Here is an 18,678-nt window from a genome sequence, read left to right as displayed (position 1 = left end):
TGAGATAGGGCTGCAGGGACTGGACGAGCACCGCCCGCCGCGTCGGGTTAGCGCGTGACGGTACCATCCTCATCGGCCCCTTCTGAGCTCGTGTTTCTGGAAGGAAAGGGCTCGCTCTTTATGAAATCTTTACGCGCGCAACCGAAATCCCCAATCGAATCCAGACCTCGTACGGACGTAAGGTAGACGCAAAGCGGTCTGCAAACGCATATAAGGCCCATTCGGTACAGCGATGCTGGCACAAGATCCTGACCGCCTCGCAATCGGGCTTTGCGGATAATCGCAGAGCGAGGCATTTTTCGGAGAGCCGATGACAGCGTCCATGGACCATACGCCCGCGCAGGCAAACAACCTGCGTCAATTTTTGGTGCTCACCCTTGGCTCGGTCGGCGTCGTCTACGGCGATATTGGGACGAGCCCATTGTATGCCTTCCGCGAGGCACTCCGTCCCTTTGCCGCAGGAGGGGTCGAGCGCGGGGAGGTCATCGGCCTCATTTCGCTGATGCTCTGGGCGCTGACGATTATCGTGACCTGCAAATACGTGCTGTTTCTGCTGCGCGCCGACAACGACGGTGAGGGTGGGATGCTGGCGCTGCTGGCCCTGTTGATGAAGAAGGCACCCCGCCAGACGACGATCATGCTTATGGCTGGAATCTTGGGTGCCGCCCTCTTTATCGGCGATGCGATGATCACGCCGGCGCTTTCCGTCCTTTCGGCGGTGGAGGGGCTCAAGCTCGTCACGCCAGCGTTTCAGGATTACGTGCTACCGCTCGCTGTGGCGATCATAGTGCTGTTGTTTGCCATCCAGTCCCGCGGCACGGGAGCCGTGTCGAACCTGTTCGGACCGATCACGCTCGTTTGGTTTCTCGCCATGGGGGCGGCCGGCATTGCCCACATCGGCGACGATTTAGGGATTCTGGCGGCCGTCAATCCCGTTCACGCCGTGACCTTTCTATGGAACGGCGGTCTCGTCGGCTTCATCGTCCTCGGCGCCGTCTTCCTAACGGTGACAGGAGCCGAGGCGCTCTATGCCGATCTTGGACACTTCGGTCGCCAGCCAATCCAGGCGGCTTGGTTTGCGATCGTGTTTCCGGCACTGGCCTTGAATTATGTCGGACAAGGCGCCCTGGTGCTGTCGCATCCCGAAGCGATCTCTGATCCATTTTTTCTGATGTTTCCAAGCTGGGCTCTGTTGCCGATCGTGATTCTGGCAACCGCAGCAACTATCATCGCCAGCCAGGCAGTGATCACCGGAGCGTTTTCACTGGTGCGGCAAGCGATTCACCTCGGATTCCTGCCGAGGTTTGAGATCTGCTACACTTCGGAAACGCAGACGGGACAGATTTACCTGCCTTTGGTCAACACCGCGCTGTTGATCGGCGTGCTCGCTCTCATGTTCGTGTTCGGCAGTTCCGAGTCTCTTGCTACCGCCTATGGTGTCTCGGTCACTGGCGCCATGGTCGTGACGACCATTCTCGCCTTCGAATTCGTCCGCCATCAGTGGAACTGGCCCATATGGATCGCGACTGCGGTCCTGCTGCCCCTGTTCCTGCTGGAGCTTACCTTTCTCGGTGCCAACCTCTTCAAGATCCATGACGGCGGCTACGTGCCCATCCTCTTCGCCGGCCTGGTGATGACGCTGATGTGGACCTGGCGCAAAGGCGTTCGGATCCTGCGTGAAAAGACGGCCCGCCAGGATGTTCCGCTCGACACGTTCATTGCCGCGGTCGAGCGAAAGTCCGAACACGCTCCCGTCGTGGTACCGGGAACCGCAATCTTCCTGACCGCAACACCCGATATGACCCCGGCCGTTCTGTTGCACAACATCAAGCACAATCACGTATTGCACGAGCACAACGTCATTTTGACGATCAAGACCGCCAGGATACCTTATGTCCAGGAGCAGGACCGCTACACGCTGACAAAACTCTCCGACCGGTTCAGCAAACTTGAACTGCGCTTCGGCTTCATGGACGACCAGAACGTCTCGCGGGCGCTCGCTCGTTGTCGCAAGGAGGGCTTCAAGTTCGAAATTATGACGACGTCGTTCTATCTCGGCCGCCGCAAGCTGGTCGCAGACCCGCTGTCGGGCATGCCGAAATGGCAGGACAAGCTATTCATCGCGATGGCGGACTCGGCGATCGATCCAACCGACTACTTCCATCTCCCCGCAAACCGAGTCGTCGAGTTGGGCGAGCAAGTCATCGTTTAGTCTCGCGGGCTCCAGGGACCTAAATCCGAATCGCGTCATCCGCCGCGGCGACGACAATCGTGACCGCAGCGGCGGTGACAGTGACCGCCGCAGGCCGCAGCGACGGCGGGGGCTGCGCGGACCCGGAACCGTTTCCGTCGCCGCAAGGTCCAAGCTAGTCGAGCCCGGCGATCAGGTCAGCCTGAAAGACGCTGGACTTTGATTGATCGCCCGCGTGATGGCGCATTCCGCAGCGGCTTCGCTCGGGGCTGGCTTAGAAGGCTCAATCTGTTTGAGCAGTTCACCCCGCCCTGCGAGTGGCGCGATCGCAAATGCGGAACATTCTCTCAGCCGCGGTGTTTTCTCACTAGGAGCGGCGACATGAAGAAGCCCTACAGGGACCTGCGAATCCGGCGGGAAATGGCAACTGATTACGATGTCGATTTCCTCCGATCCCTTCCAGTATTATCCAAAGTCCTGCCAAAACTGCCCAAGAAAATAAGGGTTCTCCTCCAGCGGTTACAGTATGTGGAGAAAGCAGGGAAGGAATGATCGACCTCCAAGCAGACGGCGTCCGTAGCCCATTCGGGCGGCGCCCCTAATTCTTGACTGCAACTTGCGCTGTGCGACCCTAAGACCTCTCGGTTGTAGTGCGTAAGGAGGCAGGCAATGAAAATCAGAAGGGCGAAGAAGAAGTATCCCGGAAGCGTCCAAACACCAAATGGAACCGCGTCCGTTACCGAGGAAGGCTTCAACGCCATTGGGCTCGGCCTCCATAGTCTTGGTTTCTCGTATCGCGGGATGTGGACTCACGAGGGGTGCCCGGGAAGCTTCGAGGCGTGGCTCGTAAGCAAGGGTGTCATCTCGAGTAGTGGCCCACGGGAACGGCCACTAACACGCTGAGAGTCAAGCTCCGATGACCTTCGACGACGACGTTGAGATGGCGCTCGCTCGCGCCGGTGAAGAACTTGAGATGAAGCGACAAGAGCTAATCCGCCTCATCATTCGCGAATGGCTGGAGCAGTACGGCTTTCTGCCTTTCCATGAGTTGGACGAGGGTAGCGAGACGGAGGGGAGTGCGTGAGACGCAAGCTGCGGCCATCCCGTTGAGCGAGCTGCCGCCTTCACGAACACAACATAGGCGGCCGCGGCCGACCACTGGCCCCGCTGCCAGAGGCTGACTGTGTCGAGGGAAAAGGTAGAGAAGGTGGTGAAGCCCCCGAGATTCCAGTCGGGAGAAATAATCGAGTGTCCTGCGCGAAGCCGCCGTGGAATGCGAAATATTCGGCCAAGACTCCCATGACCACTGAACCGACGATACTCACATTCAGCGTTCCGTAGGGAATCCGAAGCCAAATAGCAACGCGGCCGACTGGTTGACCCCGTGGCGCAGCATTCCGCCAAGTCCGGGACCAATGAAGGCAATCGAATACCCCACGAATCTACTCCTTCGGTCAAACGGCGTTGAATAGGCTCATCAGCTTCGTCGACGAAGCGGTTCGGCTCAATGCCTGCAGAGTCCATTGCAAATGGAAGCTGGCGAAGCCAGGTACTCTGGCAGTCTGCTCAAGCACATTGTGATTGGCTCGAAGCCGCATGCCCATGCGCGCGACGCCGTGATCGCGGCGAGACGTTGGCTGGTAGTAGCTGACCACCTTATAAGCCGGAGGGCAGCTGGCGGCACACGGCGAGCGAGTTTCTCGCCCAGCTGAGTCTCGAAGCCGATGTCGTCGCAATCGGCTCGGAAGGCAGGTCCGTAGGGGAAGCCATTCTTGGATTTGTCAGTTCGAGGAAAGTGCCCCCTGTCTGGGTCGAGATCCGCGAACCACCATAGCCACGCGCTACCGAGCGGATGCCAGCTTCGGTGATGCTGGTCCACCGTGTTCATGCGGCCGTCGCAAGGAGGTCGGCGAAAAGGGGCAGCGTCCGGGAACGAAACGGGGCGATCGGGGTTTGCACTTTTGCAATTTACGGAGGTAGCGCTTCTTCAATGGCGCAGAGTACTAAACGAAGGTTGATGAAGGCGAGCGAAATTCCCGCCTTCGTCGATGAAATCCTTGAAACTGGCTGTGATATCCGCGCGGTCGGGCACGACAAATACGTTATTGGAGACGCGGACCTCTCGCCGGCTGCCTATGAGAAAATAAAACACAGGCTTGGCGATATCGAGGATGTCTACGGCGATCGTGATTTCCTCAAGTTGGAGATTGTGGCCTATCTGCGCTCAGTGGGAAGGTACGTCGACCTCGGTAAAAACGGCTCGGAATAGGGGTTCGCGACCGGACGGATGGCGGCGAATTGATCTTTTCGGGTCGTCAGCGCGATCGAACCAACGTTGTCAAAGCTACCGCATTCGCCACGGCGACGGAGGCAAAGAGGCCGACCTTCGCGTCGACGCCGGCGATTACGGACGTGTTCCAGCGTGAACCGCTGGAGGCCTCGTCGCCGCTGTGGAATTAATCTCAAGGTGACCATCACACCTCATGTCGCGAGTTTCTCGGTGGATTCTGGGATCGACTAGGTCGCCAATCTCTGCGGTCAAGTCGCAAGAGGCCAGCCTTTGTCCAACAGGATCGACCTCGAACTCGGTTACTGACCCGGGTTAGCCCGGAATGGACGAGTGCGCGAATACGCCAACATATTTCGACGACGCGTGGTCATTTTGGCCCCGATTTCTTCAGATCCTCCTTCGGAGCGGACTGGCGGCCTCAGGCTCGTCGAAGCCACGTCTCGGGCACCTGCCAACGTGCTCCAAATCGATCTCGAATGCCTTCCCAGCAAGGGGCGAGGCATCAGTTCACAACTCTACCAGGCGGGTCCGCGCCGTCGGCGCGGACCCCGGTTGCTTCGGTCAGAAGTCCATGCCTCCAGACGGCATCGGTGGAACCGGCGCTTCCTTCTTCGGCTTCTCGGCGACCATTGCCTCGGTGGTTATCAGCAGTCCGGCGATCGAGGCGGCGTCCTGCAGCGCGGTGCGGACGACCTTGACCGGGTCGATCACGCCCTGCTCATAAAGGTCACCGAACTCGTTCGTCTGGGCGTTCCAGCCATAGCCAAATTCGGACTTCTCGCGCAGCTTACCGACGACGATCGAGCCTTCGGCACCCGCGTTCTCGGCGATCTGGCGCACTGGCGCTTCGATCGCACGGCGGACGATCTCGATGCCGTGCCTCTGGTCGGGGTTCTCGGTCTCAACGCTGTCCAGAGCCTTGACGGCTCGCAGGAAAGCGACGCCACCGCCAGGCAGCACGCCCTCCTCGACAGCCGCCCGCGTTGCATGCATCGCGTCATCGACGCGGTCCTTGCGTTCCTTGACTTCGACCTCGGTCGAGCCACCGACGCGGATCACCGCAACACCGCCAGCGAGCTTAGCGAGACGCTCCTGCAGCTTCTCGCGATCATAGTCCGAGGTGGTCTCCTCGATTTGCGCCTTGATCTGAGCGACGCGGCCCTGAATCTCCGTCTTCGAACCAGCGCCGTCGACAATCGTCGTATTTTCCTTTTCGACAACCACCTTCTTGGCCCGGCCGAGCATCTCGAGCGTGACGTTCTCAAGCTTGATTCCGAGGTCCTCGGACATTGCCGTGCCGCCCGTCAGGATGGCGATGTCTTCGAGCATGGCCTTACGACGGTCGCCAAAACCAGGAGCTTTCACGGCAGCCACCTTCAGGCCGCCACGCAGCTTGTTGACGACGAGCGTGGCGAGCGCTTCACCCTCGACGTCCTCGGCGATGATCAGCAGCGGTTTGCCGGATTGAACAACCAGTTCGAGAACTGGAAGCAGCGCCTGCAGATTGGACAGCTTCTTCTCGTGGATGAGCACATAGGGCTCCTCCAGCTCGACGCGCATCTTGTCGGGATTGGTCACAAAATAAGGGGAGAGGTAACCGCGGTCGAACTGCATGCCTTCCACGACCTCGAGCTCCGTGACCGCGGTCTTAGCTTCCTCGACCGTGATCACGCCTTCATTGCCAACCCTTTCCATCGCCTCTGCCAGGAAGCGGCCAACCTCCGTGTCACCATTTGCCGAGATGGTGCCGACCTGGGCGATCTCATCGTTTTTTGTGACTTTGCGGGCGTTCCTCCGCAGCTCCTCGACCACAGCGTCCACCGCCTTGTCGACGCCACGCTTGAGGTCCATTGGGTTCATGCCGGAGGCGACCGCTTTCGCTCCTTCCCTGACGATCGCCTGCGCGAGAACCGTTGCCGTGGTGGTGCCGTCACCGGCGATGTCACTGGTCTTCGACGCCACTTCGCGCACCATCTGGGCGCCCATGTTCTCGAACTTGTCCTCGAGCTCGATCTCCTTGGCGACAGTGACGCCGTCCTTCGTGATCCGCGGAGCGCCGAACGACTTGTCGAGTACCACATTGCGACCCTTTGGGCCCAACGTCACCTTCACCGCATTGGCGAGAATGTCGACGCCGCGCAGCATCTTCTCGCGGGCTTCGGTATGGAATCTCACTTCCTTGGCAGCCATTATTGTACTCCTTCCTGGGTCAGCATTTCTTGTCTGGCATGGGTCCGGATCGGCACTAGGCTGCGTTTCTCGCTGCGGCGTCGAACTCGATCACGCCCATCACATCGGATTCCTTCATGATCAGAAGCTCCTCACCATTGAGCTTGATTTCTGTGCCGGCCCATTTGCCGAACAGAATGCGGTCGCCGGCTTTGACGTCGAGCTCGACGAGCTTGCCGCTGTCATCGCGCGCCCCCGGGCCAACGGCGATGACCTCGCCTTCCTGCGGCTTTTCCTTCGCCGTGTCGGGTATGATGATGCCGCCGGCCGTCTTTTCCTCGGCTTCAATGCGGCGCACCAGGATGCGGTCATGTAAGGGACGGAACGTCATGTTGCTCTCCTCGTTGACAAACAGATTTTTGAGGATCCTCGGCGCCGCATCCGATGCGAATCCGACGCGGGACGCACGATGTTTTGGCATCGCGCCAATCGATCTGGTTTCTGGCTTTTCGAGTTTCAAGAGGGCGACGAAATTTTTTAGCACTCCACCACGTGGAGTGCTAAAGCCATGATTTGGCGCCACGATTTGGGCCGATCTCTGTTTTAATGGTCTCGACTCCACCTCTTGACGCGACGCTCTAGAGTCCCCCGTGAGATTATTTTGGACCAATCGTCACGAATAGGGCTCATCGCAAACTCCTAGCTTGGAGGGTGAAGCACAGGCATCTTCCCGTGACGGCAGCGCCATTGGCAAGCAACCGTCGATTGAGGGTAGTTCCACCCGCAGAGCCTTATTGGGCGGGTAGTACTTTAGTCCAGCGCCCGGTGCCAAAGGTCTGAAGCCGGTTGCAAAATAGCTTTACTGACGCACAATCGGAGGTAATCGAAAACACGGACGGACTGTTGTTTCTTACCGGTCCCAGCCAGTTCTATCGGGGTTATTAGATATGGCGATGTTGGAAAGTAGATGGAAAAATCGAATTTCCGATCTCGTTTGGGGCGTCACATCCGGTCCTGGGTCAACGGCAATCTACATAGCAGCCGCCATGTTGATTGCCGCTTTCGCGAGCGCAAAGACAGGCATTCCGCGATATATACTTGTGGCGGCAGCGGTTGTGTTGGTCCTGTTCATCGATCCCTCGGAGAAGATGCGAAGACACCGACCACCGCGGCGCCCGCGCCGATGAAATTGCAGGTCCAGATCGGGAAGCCCGACGCGGTCCCGTGATGGGTCCCAGAGCGAGGCCCCAATAGTCCCTTCTCGGTAGCAGTGCTCTGGGGCTTCACCATCTGGAAGCACGCTTGGCGCTTCCCGGTACCTTGCGGCACAGAGCCGGGCTGACAAGACCCGAGCCCCTTGCTCTTCAGTGCCCATTCGGGATCGATATCCGAAACTAAGCGCCGGAATGAACGTTAAGATTAAAGCAAGAAGGAGACGAGCTATGAAACTCATGGCCATAGTTGCCGCCGCCGGCATGGCGTTCGCGGTTCTCACCGGGAATGCAGTGGCCGATCCTTGGAAGGACGAAAGCGGCCATGGGCGCTGGCATTCCTACCGCTACTATGATGAACCCCGCTACGAGCGCAGAGCCTACAAAGAAGAATACCGTCGCGGCCGCTGCAAGATCGAGCGCAAGTGGGACGATGACGAGTATAAGGAAGAGATCAAGTGTAAGCGCGGTGCTCGACCGGTCTACGGATATTATCGGTGGTAGGTAGGTCGCCGAACGGCTCGCTCTCCCTCAACTTCTTACGGGAGTGCGAAAATGAATTTCCGAGATTATCACGATCCGCCAGAACGGAACGCCTCAACAGCTTTCCCGATCGCCGTCATCTTACTCTCCATGGCCGTCATTCTCGCCTACTTGGCAATCGGCGGCGCTTGGTCGGAGAACAGGACCGAAACAGCGGTCTACACACCACAGATCACAGACGTCCCCAAGCACCGCTGAGTCCGGCCACGAGCGCATTTGGGCTCACTGAGTTACCCGGTTGTAGGCCTTGAAACTCTCCACCGCGAAGAGCGTATAGCGGATGATCGCCTCATTACCGCCAGCCCATCCGCGAATAAAGACCTCTTTCAGAGCCTCGCGCCAGAAGAGCCGCATCGCCTCATCCATCGCCTCGTCGATCGGGCATAAAAGACGGCTAAGACGCAGATCTCTCGGAGCTCCGCGTCAGTCATGCTCTTGATCTCTGATGTGAAGTCCACGAGGCTCTCCTGCCGGCGGCGAGCTTCCGACCAAGCGTTAATGCCGAACGCGCCTACGAGCCAGAGATGCCCCTTCGCAATTCGCTCGTAAGCATCGGGAGCGGCGATGCATAAAGAATCGTACTTGTTTGAGGCGGCTACGGGGATTCAGCTTTTCTGGTTACTTTCAACCGCCACTCACTCCACGAAGCGATGGAAAGTTCCAGTGAAACCTTTTGGCTGTTGAAGCGTTCTGGCGCATCGCTCCCCCGCATGTGACCCATGCAGTCCCCAAGAACGGGAGCGAAGAGTCCCCGGAAATCACTCGGCGCCCGCAATTAGCGGGCGCTTCTGGTTTTGACGCCTTTGAAGCACCTTGAAGAGCCCTCAAGGACGCGGGGTTGGACGGTTCATCGAGGGACAGCGGCGGGCGGAAAGGCACCGCAGTTCGCGAGTTGATCGTCACGCGCCGTTAGCCGCGCCATCGAGCTGGCCCAACAGTCGCAGAACCTCGTCTTGAATGCTTGCACAGATGTTGCGGTATTCCGAGGTGAGATCGGGTTGCTGCGGCTCCTCCGTTTGCAACGTTTCCAGCGCTTCGGCCGCAAGGGCATAGCCTTCGAAGAGGTCGTCCAAATCACGGCTCTTCGCTGAGAGCAGTTGCTTTCGACACTGCGGCAGAGCCATCGCTAGGCGGGCTCTGCCGGCACGCACTAAGGACATCTTCGTGCCTGATTGAGAATGATCCTGAGCCGGCCTTCGTTCGGCCGAGGGTGGACGCCCTCGGCGGCTCGGGTCTTGTCCGATCTTGGGCTCCAGCCGAACTCCTCTCCCAACGCGTCCCTGGCTTGGGCCCCTTCCAGTCGATTAAGAAGTGCGATGACCATTTCTCTGTCACTTATTCCGCTGTCCGGCGACAAATAGACCAACAGGTTTCTACGGCAATCCTCAATGAGCGCTCTCATTTTTTGGCGTCCATGGTGGACCTCGAGGGAAGCTCGGGAAGGGCAGTCTCAGAGCGTTTGCCGAAGGGATAGGAAGCTGCGCTCTGGACCTCGCACCACTATAGCAAAAGGGAGTTAACCCTCGCATGGGTGCTTATCGCTTGAATATGTGGCGGGAAAAATGCCCGGCAATGGACATCAGACCTTTGGCCTCACTGCGTCGGACTATAGTCCCATCGGCTCGGCGCGCGGGAACCGGACAAGGCCATTACTAAGGAGAGGCCGGGGAAGCGCGGTCTTCGTAGCCCCAGCCGCCGCCTTCGCCGTCAATCGGCAAGTCGCAATCCGGCCGCGGTCTCGCTGCAGCGGGTCAGGCGCGCAACCAGGTCTTCAACGGCCGACAGCGACAACAAGCCGAAGTGAGCCCGCCCGCTCTCGCGGGCGCCCGCCGTGGATGGGGAGGGGCCACGAGGAGAGGGGTGTCAAGGGCGCCCCTCGTTCCGTCCCTGGCCCGTTCGATGCGGGCTCGGGAACGCCGGAGGGCGGAGGCCGTTGGCTGGACGCGACACAAAACGGCTGATGCTCTGATCAGCCTCGCGGAGAATCACGCGCTTGCAATCGAAGCGAATGACAAGACAACGACTCTGCACGCGCATTCGCTCGTGACACGTCGCTTCATTGAAAATTTGAGCCACTCCCGGATGTGTTCTGGTTAGTCCGCATAGAAGCTAAACGTTGCGCACAAGCCGGGGCTATTGATGTCCTGAGGAACGTTCTTCGACCCAAATACGGCACGCTAAGCAGGGGAGTTCCATCGAAAAGCATGTCTTCATGGAAGACGATATATCGGGCTGGATTTCCGCACAGGCGATTTCCATTTTCTAGTGTCCCGGGGTCGCTGTTCATGCGGAAAGCCTCAGCCGTCACTTTTCGAGGTCCCGTGATGTCCCACTCGCGCCACGAGGCTTCTACGGCGGTCAACGCCACCGTTTTTCCATTGCCGAAGGTGATCGTCATTTTGCTGCTCGGAGTAGCAAAATGCGCGTTTCCAGAGAGTTTAAGTGGGCCAGTAATTGCTTGTGCGGTTCGGCTCATTGGCTCAAATGACCGCTTCTCTTGCCAGACGTGATGTTCGGGCGCAGCTTGCCCCATTGCCAGTTCGGGCACTATGCACACCAGGACGCCAATTGATAGTAGCTTGTTTACAGGCAACTGGTTACCCTCAGTGTTTCAGGGGCTCGGCGTCTATCGCTCCCGCTTCCGAACCGCAATGAGATCTTTGTTGAGCTCGATCATCTTTCTCTCGTGAGCAGCTTCTTCTAACGGATCCCGCCCCGGCCAATAGCCGAGGAGCGGGAAGAGAAGTAGAACGAAGGCGGTAATCGTCACCACCTTGAACCAAGTGTGCTCAGCGTAAAATCCCGACGCCCATAACCACAGCGATTCCGTCCAGGCCTCGGGCAAAAACAGATACGAAAACGTCAGCGCGAGCCAATATGCGACGAAACCTCCGAGCAAGAGGCCGCCGGCGGCAACGACGAGAAAGTTCACGACCAACAGCCCTGTCCATACTGCGCGGAATGGCAACTTAACTATCGCGATCGCCCTTCTCAGAACGGACATGTGCTCGCCTCCGTCGGACTATCCTGATGCCCTGAAGTTGGGCCTTCATTCGGGTCTGTGAAGCGCCTTCTATGGAGCGGCGATGCGTTCGCGGAACCATCCAGCCATGCCAATGCCACTCCCCCTGGTTGAAGCCGATAATAGCTGCTAAACCATCTAGATCAAGGCGGCTGCAGGCAGTAACGAAGCAAATGAGGTTGGCAAGGTTATATTCAAAGAGATGAACCGCCTGCGGTTCCCTCCTGCTGAAGTCGTGAAGAATGCACAGGATGCCGGGTACCCCAGGTTTACGCTCCACTCTGGAAAGCGCTGGACGCTAAGGGAGAAGGAAACAAAGGGTACGGTTGCGAAGGCGACTACAAAGGAAGCTGGGTCTGGTTCGATAAATGGGTTGAACGCGTTCTCGAGCACTGTGAGGAGGAGGGCGCTCGCTATAAATAGAGACCGTGAAGTGGCGTCTATGCCTCTTCAGCCGCTCCACCTTGCGACAGAACTTGTACCAGGCGGTTGCAATCGGCGTTCTGACCGGACAGCAGGCTTACCGGATCGACTACACCTACGCCGACGCCTACCGCATTTGCGGCAGCCCATGCCCAATCTTCCTGGGCTCGCTCGAGAAGCCTCGGAGCCTCCGTGGCAATGCACGCGCGTCCCGCCTCGACAATCTCGGGTGATGGCACGCCCTGAAGGCGCTCCGATACTTCAGCCTGCAGCGGGCCCACGACAAGAATGGCGAACAGATAGCTTAGGAATTCGGACACTACATTCTCCCGGTTGGTTGCTGCGGAAGATATAAGGGTCAGTGCAGACCAGCACCAGAGTGCGGATGCGAATCTGTCGCGTTGAAGGTCGTTGCCGCTCTGAAAGCTTACAATTACAAAGGCTTAGATGGGGTATTCGGCTTGGCGCCTCATCTTCAGGGTGACTTGGGATTGTAGCCGGGGTGCTGCGCTTCGAGGGATGATAAAACGTGGTCTGTATCGCAACAGCCACAAGCATCTGAAAGGAAGCGCAGCATGAAGCATTATGTCGGAATGGACGTCTCTGTGAAAGAGACTTCACTGTGCATCGTCGATGAAGCGGGCGGGATTTGCCGAGAGTTAAAGGTCTCCAGCCGCGTCGGCCGAATTTCCCTGTGTGGTGACATAATGATGCGAACGCTGCTCTATGAAGCGGCTCAAGTCATGCTGACGGTGGTCAGAAAATGGTCCTGGCTTAAGGCGTGGGCGATGAATATTGCCAAACGTCGCGGCCATCAAAAGGCAATTGTGGCCTTGGCACGCCGACTGGCTGTGATCATGCACCGCATGTGGAGTGATGGTACAGACTTCCAGTGGTCAAAGGACTCCGGATCGGCGAAGGCCTGACCATTTTAGACGACCAGATTCCACCGCGGGTGGAAAGAGGTCCTTCACGGGACGATGAATGAAGTGAGTCCGCTATGGAACTCGTACCGATCGGCTTCACCGACCAGGACGCGTTTTAGATTGTTCAACTTCATTCTACTGACCCCATAATGGGAGGGGCAATGCCCGATCCCGAAGAGAAGCAAGGCTCCGTGAACGACGTCAACCAACGGTGAAAGTGGAAGGCTCGATAGCGCTTGACCTCAAGACGCCGAATAGAGAAGTTCCATAATACATATTATGCCACAATGTAATTGTATAACATAACGGATAGAGACAGACCGGCGCGAGTCCACCAAACTGGCGCCGCCAGCATAGAGGTATAGTAGAAGCCTCTCGTCGAGCATTTCCCCCGCCTTGAATGTCAGAAAAATATGCACTATTTTCTGACGCATGAGCAACTCTGTGACGTCGGTACCGGATCGGATCATGGGGCGCGCCCGCGCTGGCGGCCGCGGTGGCGTTTTCACGCCCAGTGATTTCCTGGACATCGCCGCACGAGCGGCAGTCGACCAGGCGCTTTCCCGTCTGGTCAAGGGTGGCAAGCTCCGGCGTTTGGCGCGAGGCCTCTACGACTTCCCGAAAGTCCATCCGCAACTTGGTCCCCTTTCGCCAGCCCCCGATGATGTCGCGCAGGCATTAGCGCGTGAGACTGGATCCCACGTACAGATTACGGGTGCGCGTGCAGCAAACGCGCTCGGTCTTTCGACGCAAGTTCCGGCAAAGAGCACCTATCTAACCGATGGTCCCTCGCGGCGTGTCGCATTGGGCAAGCGCGTGGTTGATCTGCGTCACGCCTCGCCCAAGCATCTCATCGCTCCGGGAAGCGCTGCAGGGACGGTCGTTCAGGCCCTTCGTCACGTGGGGGCGGTACGTGCCTGTGACGTTGCGCAGATCGCGGCGCGTCGTCTGTCGGCCAGCGACAAGAAGACACTCGCATCCACTGCTGTCCAAGCGCCTGCCTGGATGCGGCCGACGCTCGTCTCGATCGCCAACGCAGCGTCGGGTGAGGTCGATGGATAAGGTCGCTCTTCTTTCAGATCGCGATCGGGCGGCCCTGTTTGGCGAAACGGGTGCTGGCCGAGGCGTCGCCAATACGATCATCGAAAAGGACTTCTGGGTCTGCTGGACATTGAAGCGGCTTTTCGGACTGCAGGAGAAAGACGCGGCCACCCTTGTCTTCAAGGGTGGCACCTCCCTCTCCAAGGCGTTTGGTGCGATACGCCGGTTTTCCGAAGATATCGATCTCTCTTTCGATCGAGCGGATCTCGGTTACACGGGTGACCGCGATCCCGAGAAAGAAGGCATCAGCAAGAAACAGGCGAACAAACTCATTGAAGCCCTTGTGAGCGATATCGAGGAGCATATTGCCGAGAAGCTGCTTCCGGCTCTTCGGTCGGCGATCGTCGAGCAACTCGGGGAGCCGACGAAAGGCGAGTGGTCGCTGGAGATAGATGCCACCGACGCGCAGACGGTGAACTTCCACTATCCCAACGCGCTCGCCGCGACCGAATACGAGAGCATGGGATACATCACACCACGGGTGAAGCTCGAACTTGGCGCCCGCGGAGACCCTTGGCCGATAGAGAAACGGATAATCCGACCCTATGCGGCGGACGACTATCCCGGCTTCTTCGATAACCCCGACACCACCGTCATCGTCCTCTCTGCCCACCGCACCTTCTGGGAGAAGGCGACTGCGTTGCATGCCGAGGCGCACCGCCCTGCAGAGTCCCCCACGCCACAATATTTCTCGCGGCACTATTACGATCTCGCCATGCTGCTTGCCACGCACGAAGGCAAAGCCGCCGCGACCGATTTCGAGCTTCTCGCGCAGGTGGCCAAGCACAAGGCTACCTTCTTCCGTTCCGGCTGGGCTAGTTACGACACCGCCCGTCCTGGTACGCTACGGCTCCTGCCGGACAAAAACCGGATCAAGGACCTCCGCGCCGACTACAGGGCGATGGCCCCCATGATGTTCGATGACAGGCCGCCATCGTTCGACGAGATACTTACGACAATCGCGGCACTCGAAGAAACAACAAACAAATAGGCGATCCGCTGGGGAGGAAAGGTCCGTCGGACGCTAATTTTCACAGACTCCCGTAGCGGGTAAGGACCGGCCGAACAACCGGTCGTTCGCGGGATAAAGGCGCGTGCAGTCGAGCATCCTCAAGTGATCGAAGCTGTGTCGAGAAAGAATAAGGCGGCGACGCAAGTCGCGAAACTTTGATGAAGGTGACGGTCAAATTGATCTGACGTTTTCCGCCTTCGACTTTCCGGTCTTGCGGTCCTGGCCCAGCTCGTAGCTGACCTTCTGTCCGTCTCGAAGAAGCGCGGAGCCCTGCACCGCCGACACATGGACGAACACATCTGCCGCACCATTGTCAGGCGTGATGAAGCCGAAGCCCTTATCCTGGTTGAAAAACTTTGCCGTACCGGCTGCCATGAAATCCTAATCAGCCGCCGCTCGAAATGCGCAATGACGCCGAACACGTGGAAGATCAACTCACCGGCGGCCGAGGATGTGCCGATCTTCTCCTCGAGACTGAGAAGGTCGATCTGTCGCTCTCGCAGTATCTTCATCGTTTCCAAAAGCTCCGCCAGTGACCGTCCGAGCCGATCGAGCCGCACGACGGCGTGTCGCCGGGGCGGGTCAGCAGCTCGGCTAGGCCGGGACGGTCCATGCTCTTGCCTGATCTGATGTCGGTGAAAACCCTGGTGGCGCCGGCCTGTTCGAGCCGCATCGTCTGGCCAGCGACATCCTGATCACCGGTCAATACGCGCGCGTAGCCGAGAATTGCTCCCATATTCCTGTCTCGCTGAGGCAGGTCGGCAAGCACCCGCGGAGTGCGGCCGCAGGATGTCGACGGACATGATCCGCGTCGTAGTTTCGCATGGGCCCATGGTCCCCAGCGGTGGCGGCCGCCTTGCTGAGGTGCTGAGACGGGTCGCAAGCTGAAACTTAGGGATTGCACTAGGCCGCATGGTCTCGCGGTAACAGCGGATCACCAGCATTCGGCTGATCAACTAGTGCGTGGCCACGCCCTGATCCTTGGTGTCCGTCAGCGTGGGGCGGACGTCAACGAAGCCAATTTCGAACAATCGCGACCTCTCAGCGGCTTTATGGGCAAGGCTCTGCCATGCATCACGTATCGTGCGCGCGGCCCCGACGAAGACCTGATCGGCTCCGGCATTCTCCATTTCGACGAGCAGGGTTCCGAGCCTGCCGATGCAGTCGTCGATGTGACCTCGAAGTTGCGAGACCTGGTCGAGAGTGACCGCTGGGTGCGCTAGCATCCTGGGCACCATTGCCGCCGCGCGTCTTGCCAGGTCCCCTTCGCCCAAGAGAGTGTCTTGCCAGTCGTAAGTCATCATGGCTGCTCCTCGTCCGTGAGGAAGCATCGCCGCTTGGTAAACCCTAGTCAAGACGGACCCAGCATGACCCAGAGCGCGGCATAGCTGCCTGGGCGCGTCGTCTTTGAATACCTTGTCTCGAAGGACGAGCCGATCGGCCGATCGAATTCTTCAGCGCTTCCACGAGGGCGTGCATCCGCCGCGTCTTGCGGGCACACTCGCAGCCGCTCGCACGATACAAGACGAGGAGCGGCTCGAACGGGTATGGGAACGCTGCCCTGCGGCTCTTTGGCGACGCCCGTGCAGCAAACCGCGCACGGGTCAGACTTCCCCTATCAAAGGAGGCGAGCGGCCGGGTGCCTCCGTCAACAACGCTCAGTTCACCGAACGAGCGCGAGAGCGGCGCCTAGCAGTTACTTTTTATCAGCGAGTTTCCGGCATCTTCGCGAGCGAGGCAAACGTGTGACGAGTTCGGTCTGGTGAGGAACTGGTAAGAGACGCGACGCTTGGTTCTTGAGCGAGACGGATACCAGTGCGTCTCGTGTTCCACGAAGCTGAGTTCGAGCAACGCCGATGTCCATCATCTCCTTCCGAGATCGATGGGCGGCTCCGACGCGCTCTCGAACCTTGTCACCCTTTGTGACGGCTGCCATGCGGCGCATCACCCCAACCTCGCCGGGGGCCTGGCACGCCGGGTGATCGAACGATGGGCGATGCGTCTCGCCCGCTGGCTGGATGAAGAAGCCCGCGCACTCGAATCGGACATGAACTTCGGCCCCGCCCTCCGGCTGTTCGGCGCGTCCCATTTTCGAGGAGGGCAGCTTCCAATCGTCCTTGCGGCGCTGGCAGGGAAATCGATCCTGGTCGTCAGTCCCACTGGATCAGGGAAGTCGCTGTGCTTCCAACTCCCTGCCCTGCTTCGCCGTGGGCTTACGATCATCGTCAGCCCCCTCAAGACCCTCATGAGCGACCAGGTCTCCGGGCTCTTGCGAAAAAAGATACCTGCCACGTTTATCAACAGCGCACTCGGATCTGAGGAAAAGGAGATCCGCTATCACTTGATTGGGAAGAACGCAGTGAAGTTCCTTTACGTTGCTCCCGAGCGCTTCTTTGTAAAGCGGCAGGGAGAACGCGACGCACTGTCGCGCACCCGGCCCGAGTACCTCGTCGTCGACGAGGCCCACTGCGTCGATCAATGGGGCCGTGACTTCCGGCCAGAATATGGGCGCCTGCGCGAGGTCCGTGCCAGCCTCGGTTCGCCTCCGATCCTTGCCTTCACTGCGACTGCGGGACAGGCCATGCAGAAGCGAATCCTTTCGTCGCTAGGCATCGAGGACGCGACAGTGTTCGTCCGCGGCGTCGACCGTCCAAACATAGCGCTGATCCGGTGGAGCGCTCCGGCCTCAGCTCGTCACCGCGAGATCACCAAACTGCTACGGCTTCCAATGTTTGCCAGTCGCAAGGCGATGATCTTCGTACCGACCGCGCGGATCGGGCAGGAATTGCAGAGTAATCTCAGCAGCGATGGCCTGGACATTCCCTTCTATCATTCGAAACTTGGAACTGAGTGGGATCGGCAGGAACTGCTGAAGAGGTTTCAAGGAGAAAGCCGTCCGCTCGTCAACCACATCATCTGCACCAGCGCGTTCGGCATGGGTTTAGATGTTCCAGACGTCCGTTTGGTGATCCATTGGCAGCAGCCAGCATCGGTGGAGGACTATCTGCAGGAGTTCGGCCGAGCTGGTCGCGACGGCAAGCAGTCCGTCGCCGTTACGTTCACTGAAACCGGTCGCCGTGCCGGCCGTGATGTCGGACTTCTTCGGTTCATGGCCGAAAAGACCGCGAGTGGTTCGGGACTCGACGAGGTCACGGCGCGGGCGATGTTGCTGCGGCGGTTCTCTCAAATAGACGACCTCGCCGCCCTGCTTGGGTCGAAGGACTGCTTCCGCAAGGTGCTCGTCGAGTATTTCGAGGGCCCGAAAGTGACCGCGCGCCAAGGACTTGGACGGGGCATTTTAACCTCGGTTTTTGCCAAAGAGAGCAAGCCTCAGCGCTTCAGATATTGCTGCGATCGGTGCGCGGGCCTCAACCCCCGCCAGGAATCGCTGCCGGATCATCTGACGTCAGTCTTTGGCTAGGCGAGTTCGTCGCGATCATCGTCGCTCCTCCGGAGGACGCTGCGTCTAGGATTTGCTGTAAAGTCTCTCCGGCCCCAAAAAGACGTCCGCACCGAGGAGCCGGCGGTTCGATCGAACGGATCAGTCCGAGAGCTCCCGTTGCCTGGAATGCCGAAGAGGGCCGCAGCAAGTAGGCTCCTCTGTTTCCCGAGCTCAACACCATGGTCCTTTCAGTGGTAGACGAGTCCGCGGTGCTGGTTCTTGAAGGCCATTGCTGCAGACGACCCCGAACGGGCCAACGAATTCTCGCGCAGGGAAGGCGAGCGGTGACGTGCAGCGGCCGGCCCTTGCGCATTTCGTCTGATCTGGAAGCGCGGAGTTCAAGAGCTT

General features: G+C 58.9%; 19 protein-coding genes and 3 pseudogenes. 10 read left to right on the top strand and 12 right to left on the bottom strand.

Features of this window, described 5'->3' with window-relative positions; translation table 11 throughout:
* The first annotated feature begins 310 nt into the window (after positions 1 to 310).
* From J2Z31_RS15120 to J2Z31_RS15110, 3 genes are all read left to right on the top strand, one after another.
* A complete protein-coding gene (locus J2Z31_RS15120) occupies positions 311 to 2,212 on the top strand; it encodes a potassium transporter Kup (RefSeq protein WP_209602412.1) in 1,902 nt (633 codons plus the stop codon).
* 360 nt (positions 2,213 to 2,572) lie between these two features.
* Complete coding sequence (locus J2Z31_RS15115) at positions 2,573 to 2,743, top strand: hypothetical protein (protein ID WP_209602411.1); 171 nt, start codon at positions 2,573 to 2,575, stop codon at positions 2,741 to 2,743.
* A gap of 364 nt (positions 2,744 to 3,107) precedes the next feature.
* A complete protein-coding gene (locus tag J2Z31_RS15110) occupies positions 3,108 to 3,275 on the top strand; it encodes a hypothetical protein (RefSeq protein ID WP_150852081.1) in 168 nt (55 codons plus the stop codon).
* Between the two features lie 89 nt (positions 3,276 to 3,364).
* On the opposite strand, the pseudogene J2Z31_RS29825 reads toward J2Z31_RS15110, so the two are convergent.
* A pseudogene (locus J2Z31_RS29825) lies at positions 3,365 to 3,715 on the bottom strand (hypothetical protein); the annotation flags it as partial.
* Positions 3,716 to 4,181: 466 nt separating this feature from the next.
* On the opposite strand from J2Z31_RS29825, the gene J2Z31_RS15105 reads away from it, so the two are divergent.
* A complete protein-coding gene (locus J2Z31_RS15105) occupies positions 4,182 to 4,460 on the top strand; it encodes a hypothetical protein (RefSeq protein WP_209602410.1) in 279 nt (92 codons plus the stop codon).
* 582 nt (positions 4,461 to 5,042) lie between these two features.
* Here J2Z31_RS15105 and groL read toward each other — a convergent pair.
* Together groL and groES are read right to left on the bottom strand one after the other, a co-directional pair.
* Complete coding sequence (gene groL, locus J2Z31_RS15100; RefSeq protein ID WP_209602409.1) at positions 5,043 to 6,671, bottom strand: chaperonin GroEL; 1,629 nt, start codon at positions 6,669 to 6,671, stop codon at positions 5,043 to 5,045.
* A 55-nt stretch (positions 6,672 to 6,726) separates the two neighbouring features.
* Positions 6,727 to 7,041, bottom strand: coding sequence for a co-chaperone GroES (groES, locus tag J2Z31_RS15095; protein WP_209602438.1), 315 nt, complete (start codon positions 7,039 to 7,041; stop codon positions 6,727 to 6,729).
* Positions 7,042 to 8,092: 1,051 nt separating this feature from the next.
* Here groES and J2Z31_RS15090 point away from each other — a divergent pair.
* Complete coding sequence (locus J2Z31_RS15090; RefSeq protein WP_209602408.1) at positions 8,093 to 8,365, top strand: hypothetical protein; 273 nt, start codon at positions 8,093 to 8,095, stop codon at positions 8,363 to 8,365.
* A 51-nt stretch (positions 8,366 to 8,416) separates the two neighbouring features.
* The gene (locus J2Z31_RS15085; RefSeq protein WP_209602407.1) at positions 8,417 to 8,602 is read left to right on the top strand and encodes a hypothetical protein; all 186 of its coding nucleotides are present in this window, start codon (positions 8,417 to 8,419) and stop codon (positions 8,600 to 8,602) included.
* A gap of 24 nt (positions 8,603 to 8,626) precedes the next feature.
* On the opposite strand, the gene J2Z31_RS15080 is transcribed toward J2Z31_RS15085, so the two are convergent.
* The 5 genes from J2Z31_RS15080 to J2Z31_RS15060 form a co-directional block, all read right to left on the bottom strand.
* Positions 8,627 to 8,770, bottom strand: coding sequence for a hypothetical protein (locus J2Z31_RS15080; RefSeq protein ID WP_209602406.1), 144 nt, complete (start codon positions 8,768 to 8,770; stop codon positions 8,627 to 8,629).
* 533 nt (positions 8,771 to 9,303) lie between these two features.
* Positions 9,304 to 9,477, bottom strand: a complete 174-nt coding sequence (locus J2Z31_RS15075) for a hypothetical protein (RefSeq protein WP_234939446.1) — start codon at positions 9,475 to 9,477, stop codon at positions 9,304 to 9,306.
* A 983-nt stretch (positions 9,478 to 10,460) separates the two neighbouring features.
* Positions 10,461 to 10,952 carry a DNA ligase-like domain-containing protein gene (locus J2Z31_RS15070; protein ID WP_209602404.1) on the bottom strand — a complete coding sequence of 164 codons (492 nt, stop codon included), beginning with the start codon at positions 10,950 to 10,952 and terminating at the stop codon, positions 10,461 to 10,463.
* A 78-nt stretch (positions 10,953 to 11,030) separates the two neighbouring features.
* The gene (locus J2Z31_RS15065; RefSeq protein WP_234939445.1) at positions 11,031 to 11,336 is read right to left on the bottom strand and encodes a hypothetical protein; all 306 of its coding nucleotides are present in this window, start codon (positions 11,334 to 11,336) and stop codon (positions 11,031 to 11,033) included.
* A 530-nt stretch (positions 11,337 to 11,866) separates the two neighbouring features.
* Positions 11,867 to 12,169, bottom strand: coding sequence for a hypothetical protein (locus J2Z31_RS15060; RefSeq protein WP_209602402.1), 303 nt, complete (start codon positions 12,167 to 12,169; stop codon positions 11,867 to 11,869).
* Between the two features lie 360 nt (positions 12,170 to 12,529).
* Here J2Z31_RS15060 and J2Z31_RS15055 point away from each other — a divergent pair.
* The 3 genes and pseudogenes from J2Z31_RS15055 to J2Z31_RS15045 form a co-directional block, all read left to right on the top strand.
* Positions 12,530 to 12,775 (top strand): annotated as a pseudogene (locus J2Z31_RS15055) (IS110 family transposase); the annotation flags it as partial.
* Positions 12,776 to 13,243: 468 nt separating this feature from the next.
* Entirely contained in the window at positions 13,244 to 13,837 is a 594-nt protein-coding gene (locus J2Z31_RS15050) for a DUF6088 family protein (protein WP_028002879.1), read from the top strand.
* Positions 13,830 to 14,867: a nucleotidyl transferase AbiEii/AbiGii toxin family protein gene (locus tag J2Z31_RS15045; RefSeq protein ID WP_028002878.1), complete on the top strand. Its 1,038-nt coding sequence runs from the start codon at positions 13,830 to 13,832 to the stop codon at positions 14,865 to 14,867. Before J2Z31_RS15050 ends, J2Z31_RS15045 begins: the two co-directional genes overlap by 8 nt.
* Positions 14,868 to 15,059: 192 nt before the next feature.
* On the opposite strand, the gene J2Z31_RS15040 is transcribed toward J2Z31_RS15045, so the two are convergent.
* From J2Z31_RS15040 to J2Z31_RS15030, 4 genes and pseudogenes are all read right to left on the bottom strand, one after another.
* Positions 15,060 to 15,263, bottom strand: coding sequence for a cold-shock protein (locus tag J2Z31_RS15040; protein WP_028002877.1), 204 nt, complete (start codon positions 15,261 to 15,263; stop codon positions 15,060 to 15,062).
* 65 nt (positions 15,264 to 15,328) lie between these two features.
* Positions 15,329 to 15,400 (bottom strand): annotated as a pseudogene (locus J2Z31_RS30120) (recombinase family protein); the annotation flags it as partial.
* Entirely contained in the window at positions 15,397 to 15,624 is a 228-nt protein-coding gene (locus J2Z31_RS30115; RefSeq protein ID WP_028002876.1) for a recombinase family protein, read from the bottom strand. The gene J2Z31_RS30115 and the pseudogene J2Z31_RS30120, both read right to left, overlap by 4 nt.
* A gap of 220 nt (positions 15,625 to 15,844) precedes the next feature.
* Positions 15,845 to 16,192 carry a hypothetical protein gene (locus J2Z31_RS15030; RefSeq protein WP_028002875.1) on the bottom strand — a complete coding sequence of 116 codons (348 nt, stop codon included), beginning with the start codon at positions 16,190 to 16,192 and terminating at the stop codon, positions 15,845 to 15,847.
* A gap of 485 nt (positions 16,193 to 16,677) precedes the next feature.
* Between J2Z31_RS15030 and J2Z31_RS15025 the strand changes: the two genes are divergently transcribed.
* Complete coding sequence (locus J2Z31_RS15025; protein ID WP_209602401.1) at positions 16,678 to 18,309, top strand: RecQ family ATP-dependent DNA helicase; 1,632 nt, start codon at positions 16,678 to 16,680, stop codon at positions 18,307 to 18,309.
* The last annotated feature ends 369 nt before the right edge of the window (positions 18,310 to 18,678 follow it).

Source organism: Sinorhizobium kostiense (assembly GCF_017874595.1).
GTDB lineage: Bacteria > Pseudomonadota > Alphaproteobacteria > Rhizobiales > Rhizobiaceae > Sinorhizobium > Sinorhizobium kostiense.
Note: the sequence above shows the minus strand (reverse complement) of the source record. Positions and strands in the feature narration are given on the sequence as shown.

Bases quoted from the DNA above. Each gene is read 5' to 3' on its own strand.
- J2Z31_RS15080 (WP_209602406.1), bottom strand. From the start codon at position 8,770: ATGGATGAGGCGATGCGGCTCTTCTGGCGCGAGGCTCTGAAAGAGGTC.
- J2Z31_RS15105 (WP_209602410.1), top strand. From the start codon at position 4,182: ATGGCGCAGAGTACTAAACGAAGGTTGATGAAGGCGAGCGAAATTCCC.
- J2Z31_RS15090 (WP_209602408.1), top strand. From the start codon at position 8,093: ATGAAACTCATGGCCATAGTTGCCGCCGCCGGCATGGCGTTCGCGGTT.
- J2Z31_RS15110 (WP_150852081.1), top strand. From the start codon at position 3,108: ATGACCTTCGACGACGACGTTGAGATGGCGCTCGCTCGCGCCGGTGAA.
- J2Z31_RS15120 (WP_209602412.1), top strand. From the start codon at position 311: ATGACAGCGTCCATGGACCATACGCCCGCGCAGGCAAACAACCTGCGT.
- J2Z31_RS30115 (WP_028002876.1), bottom strand. From the start codon at position 15,624: ATGGGAGCAATTCTCGGCTACGCGCGCGTATTGACCGGTGATCAGGAT.
- J2Z31_RS15085 (WP_209602407.1), top strand. From the start codon at position 8,417: ATGAATTTCCGAGATTATCACGATCCGCCAGAACGGAACGCCTCAACA.
- groES (WP_209602438.1), bottom strand. From the start codon at position 7,041: ATGACGTTCCGTCCCTTACATGACCGCATCCTGGTGCGCCGCATTGAA.
- J2Z31_RS15030 (WP_028002875.1), bottom strand. From the start codon at position 16,192: ATGATGACTTACGACTGGCAAGACACTCTCTTGGGCGAAGGGGACCTG.
- groL (WP_209602409.1), bottom strand. From the start codon at position 6,671: ATGGCTGCCAAGGAAGTGAGATTCCATACCGAAGCCCGCGAGAAGATG.
- J2Z31_RS15115 (WP_209602411.1), top strand. From the start codon at position 2,573: ATGAAGAAGCCCTACAGGGACCTGCGAATCCGGCGGGAAATGGCAACT.
- J2Z31_RS15045 (WP_028002878.1), top strand. From the start codon at position 13,830: ATGGATAAGGTCGCTCTTCTTTCAGATCGCGATCGGGCGGCCCTGTTT.
- J2Z31_RS15050 (WP_028002879.1), top strand. From the start codon at position 13,244: ATGGGGCGCGCCCGCGCTGGCGGCCGCGGTGGCGTTTTCACGCCCAGT.
- J2Z31_RS15040 (WP_028002877.1), bottom strand. From the start codon at position 15,263: ATGGCAGCCGGTACGGCAAAGTTTTTCAACCAGGATAAGGGCTTCGGC.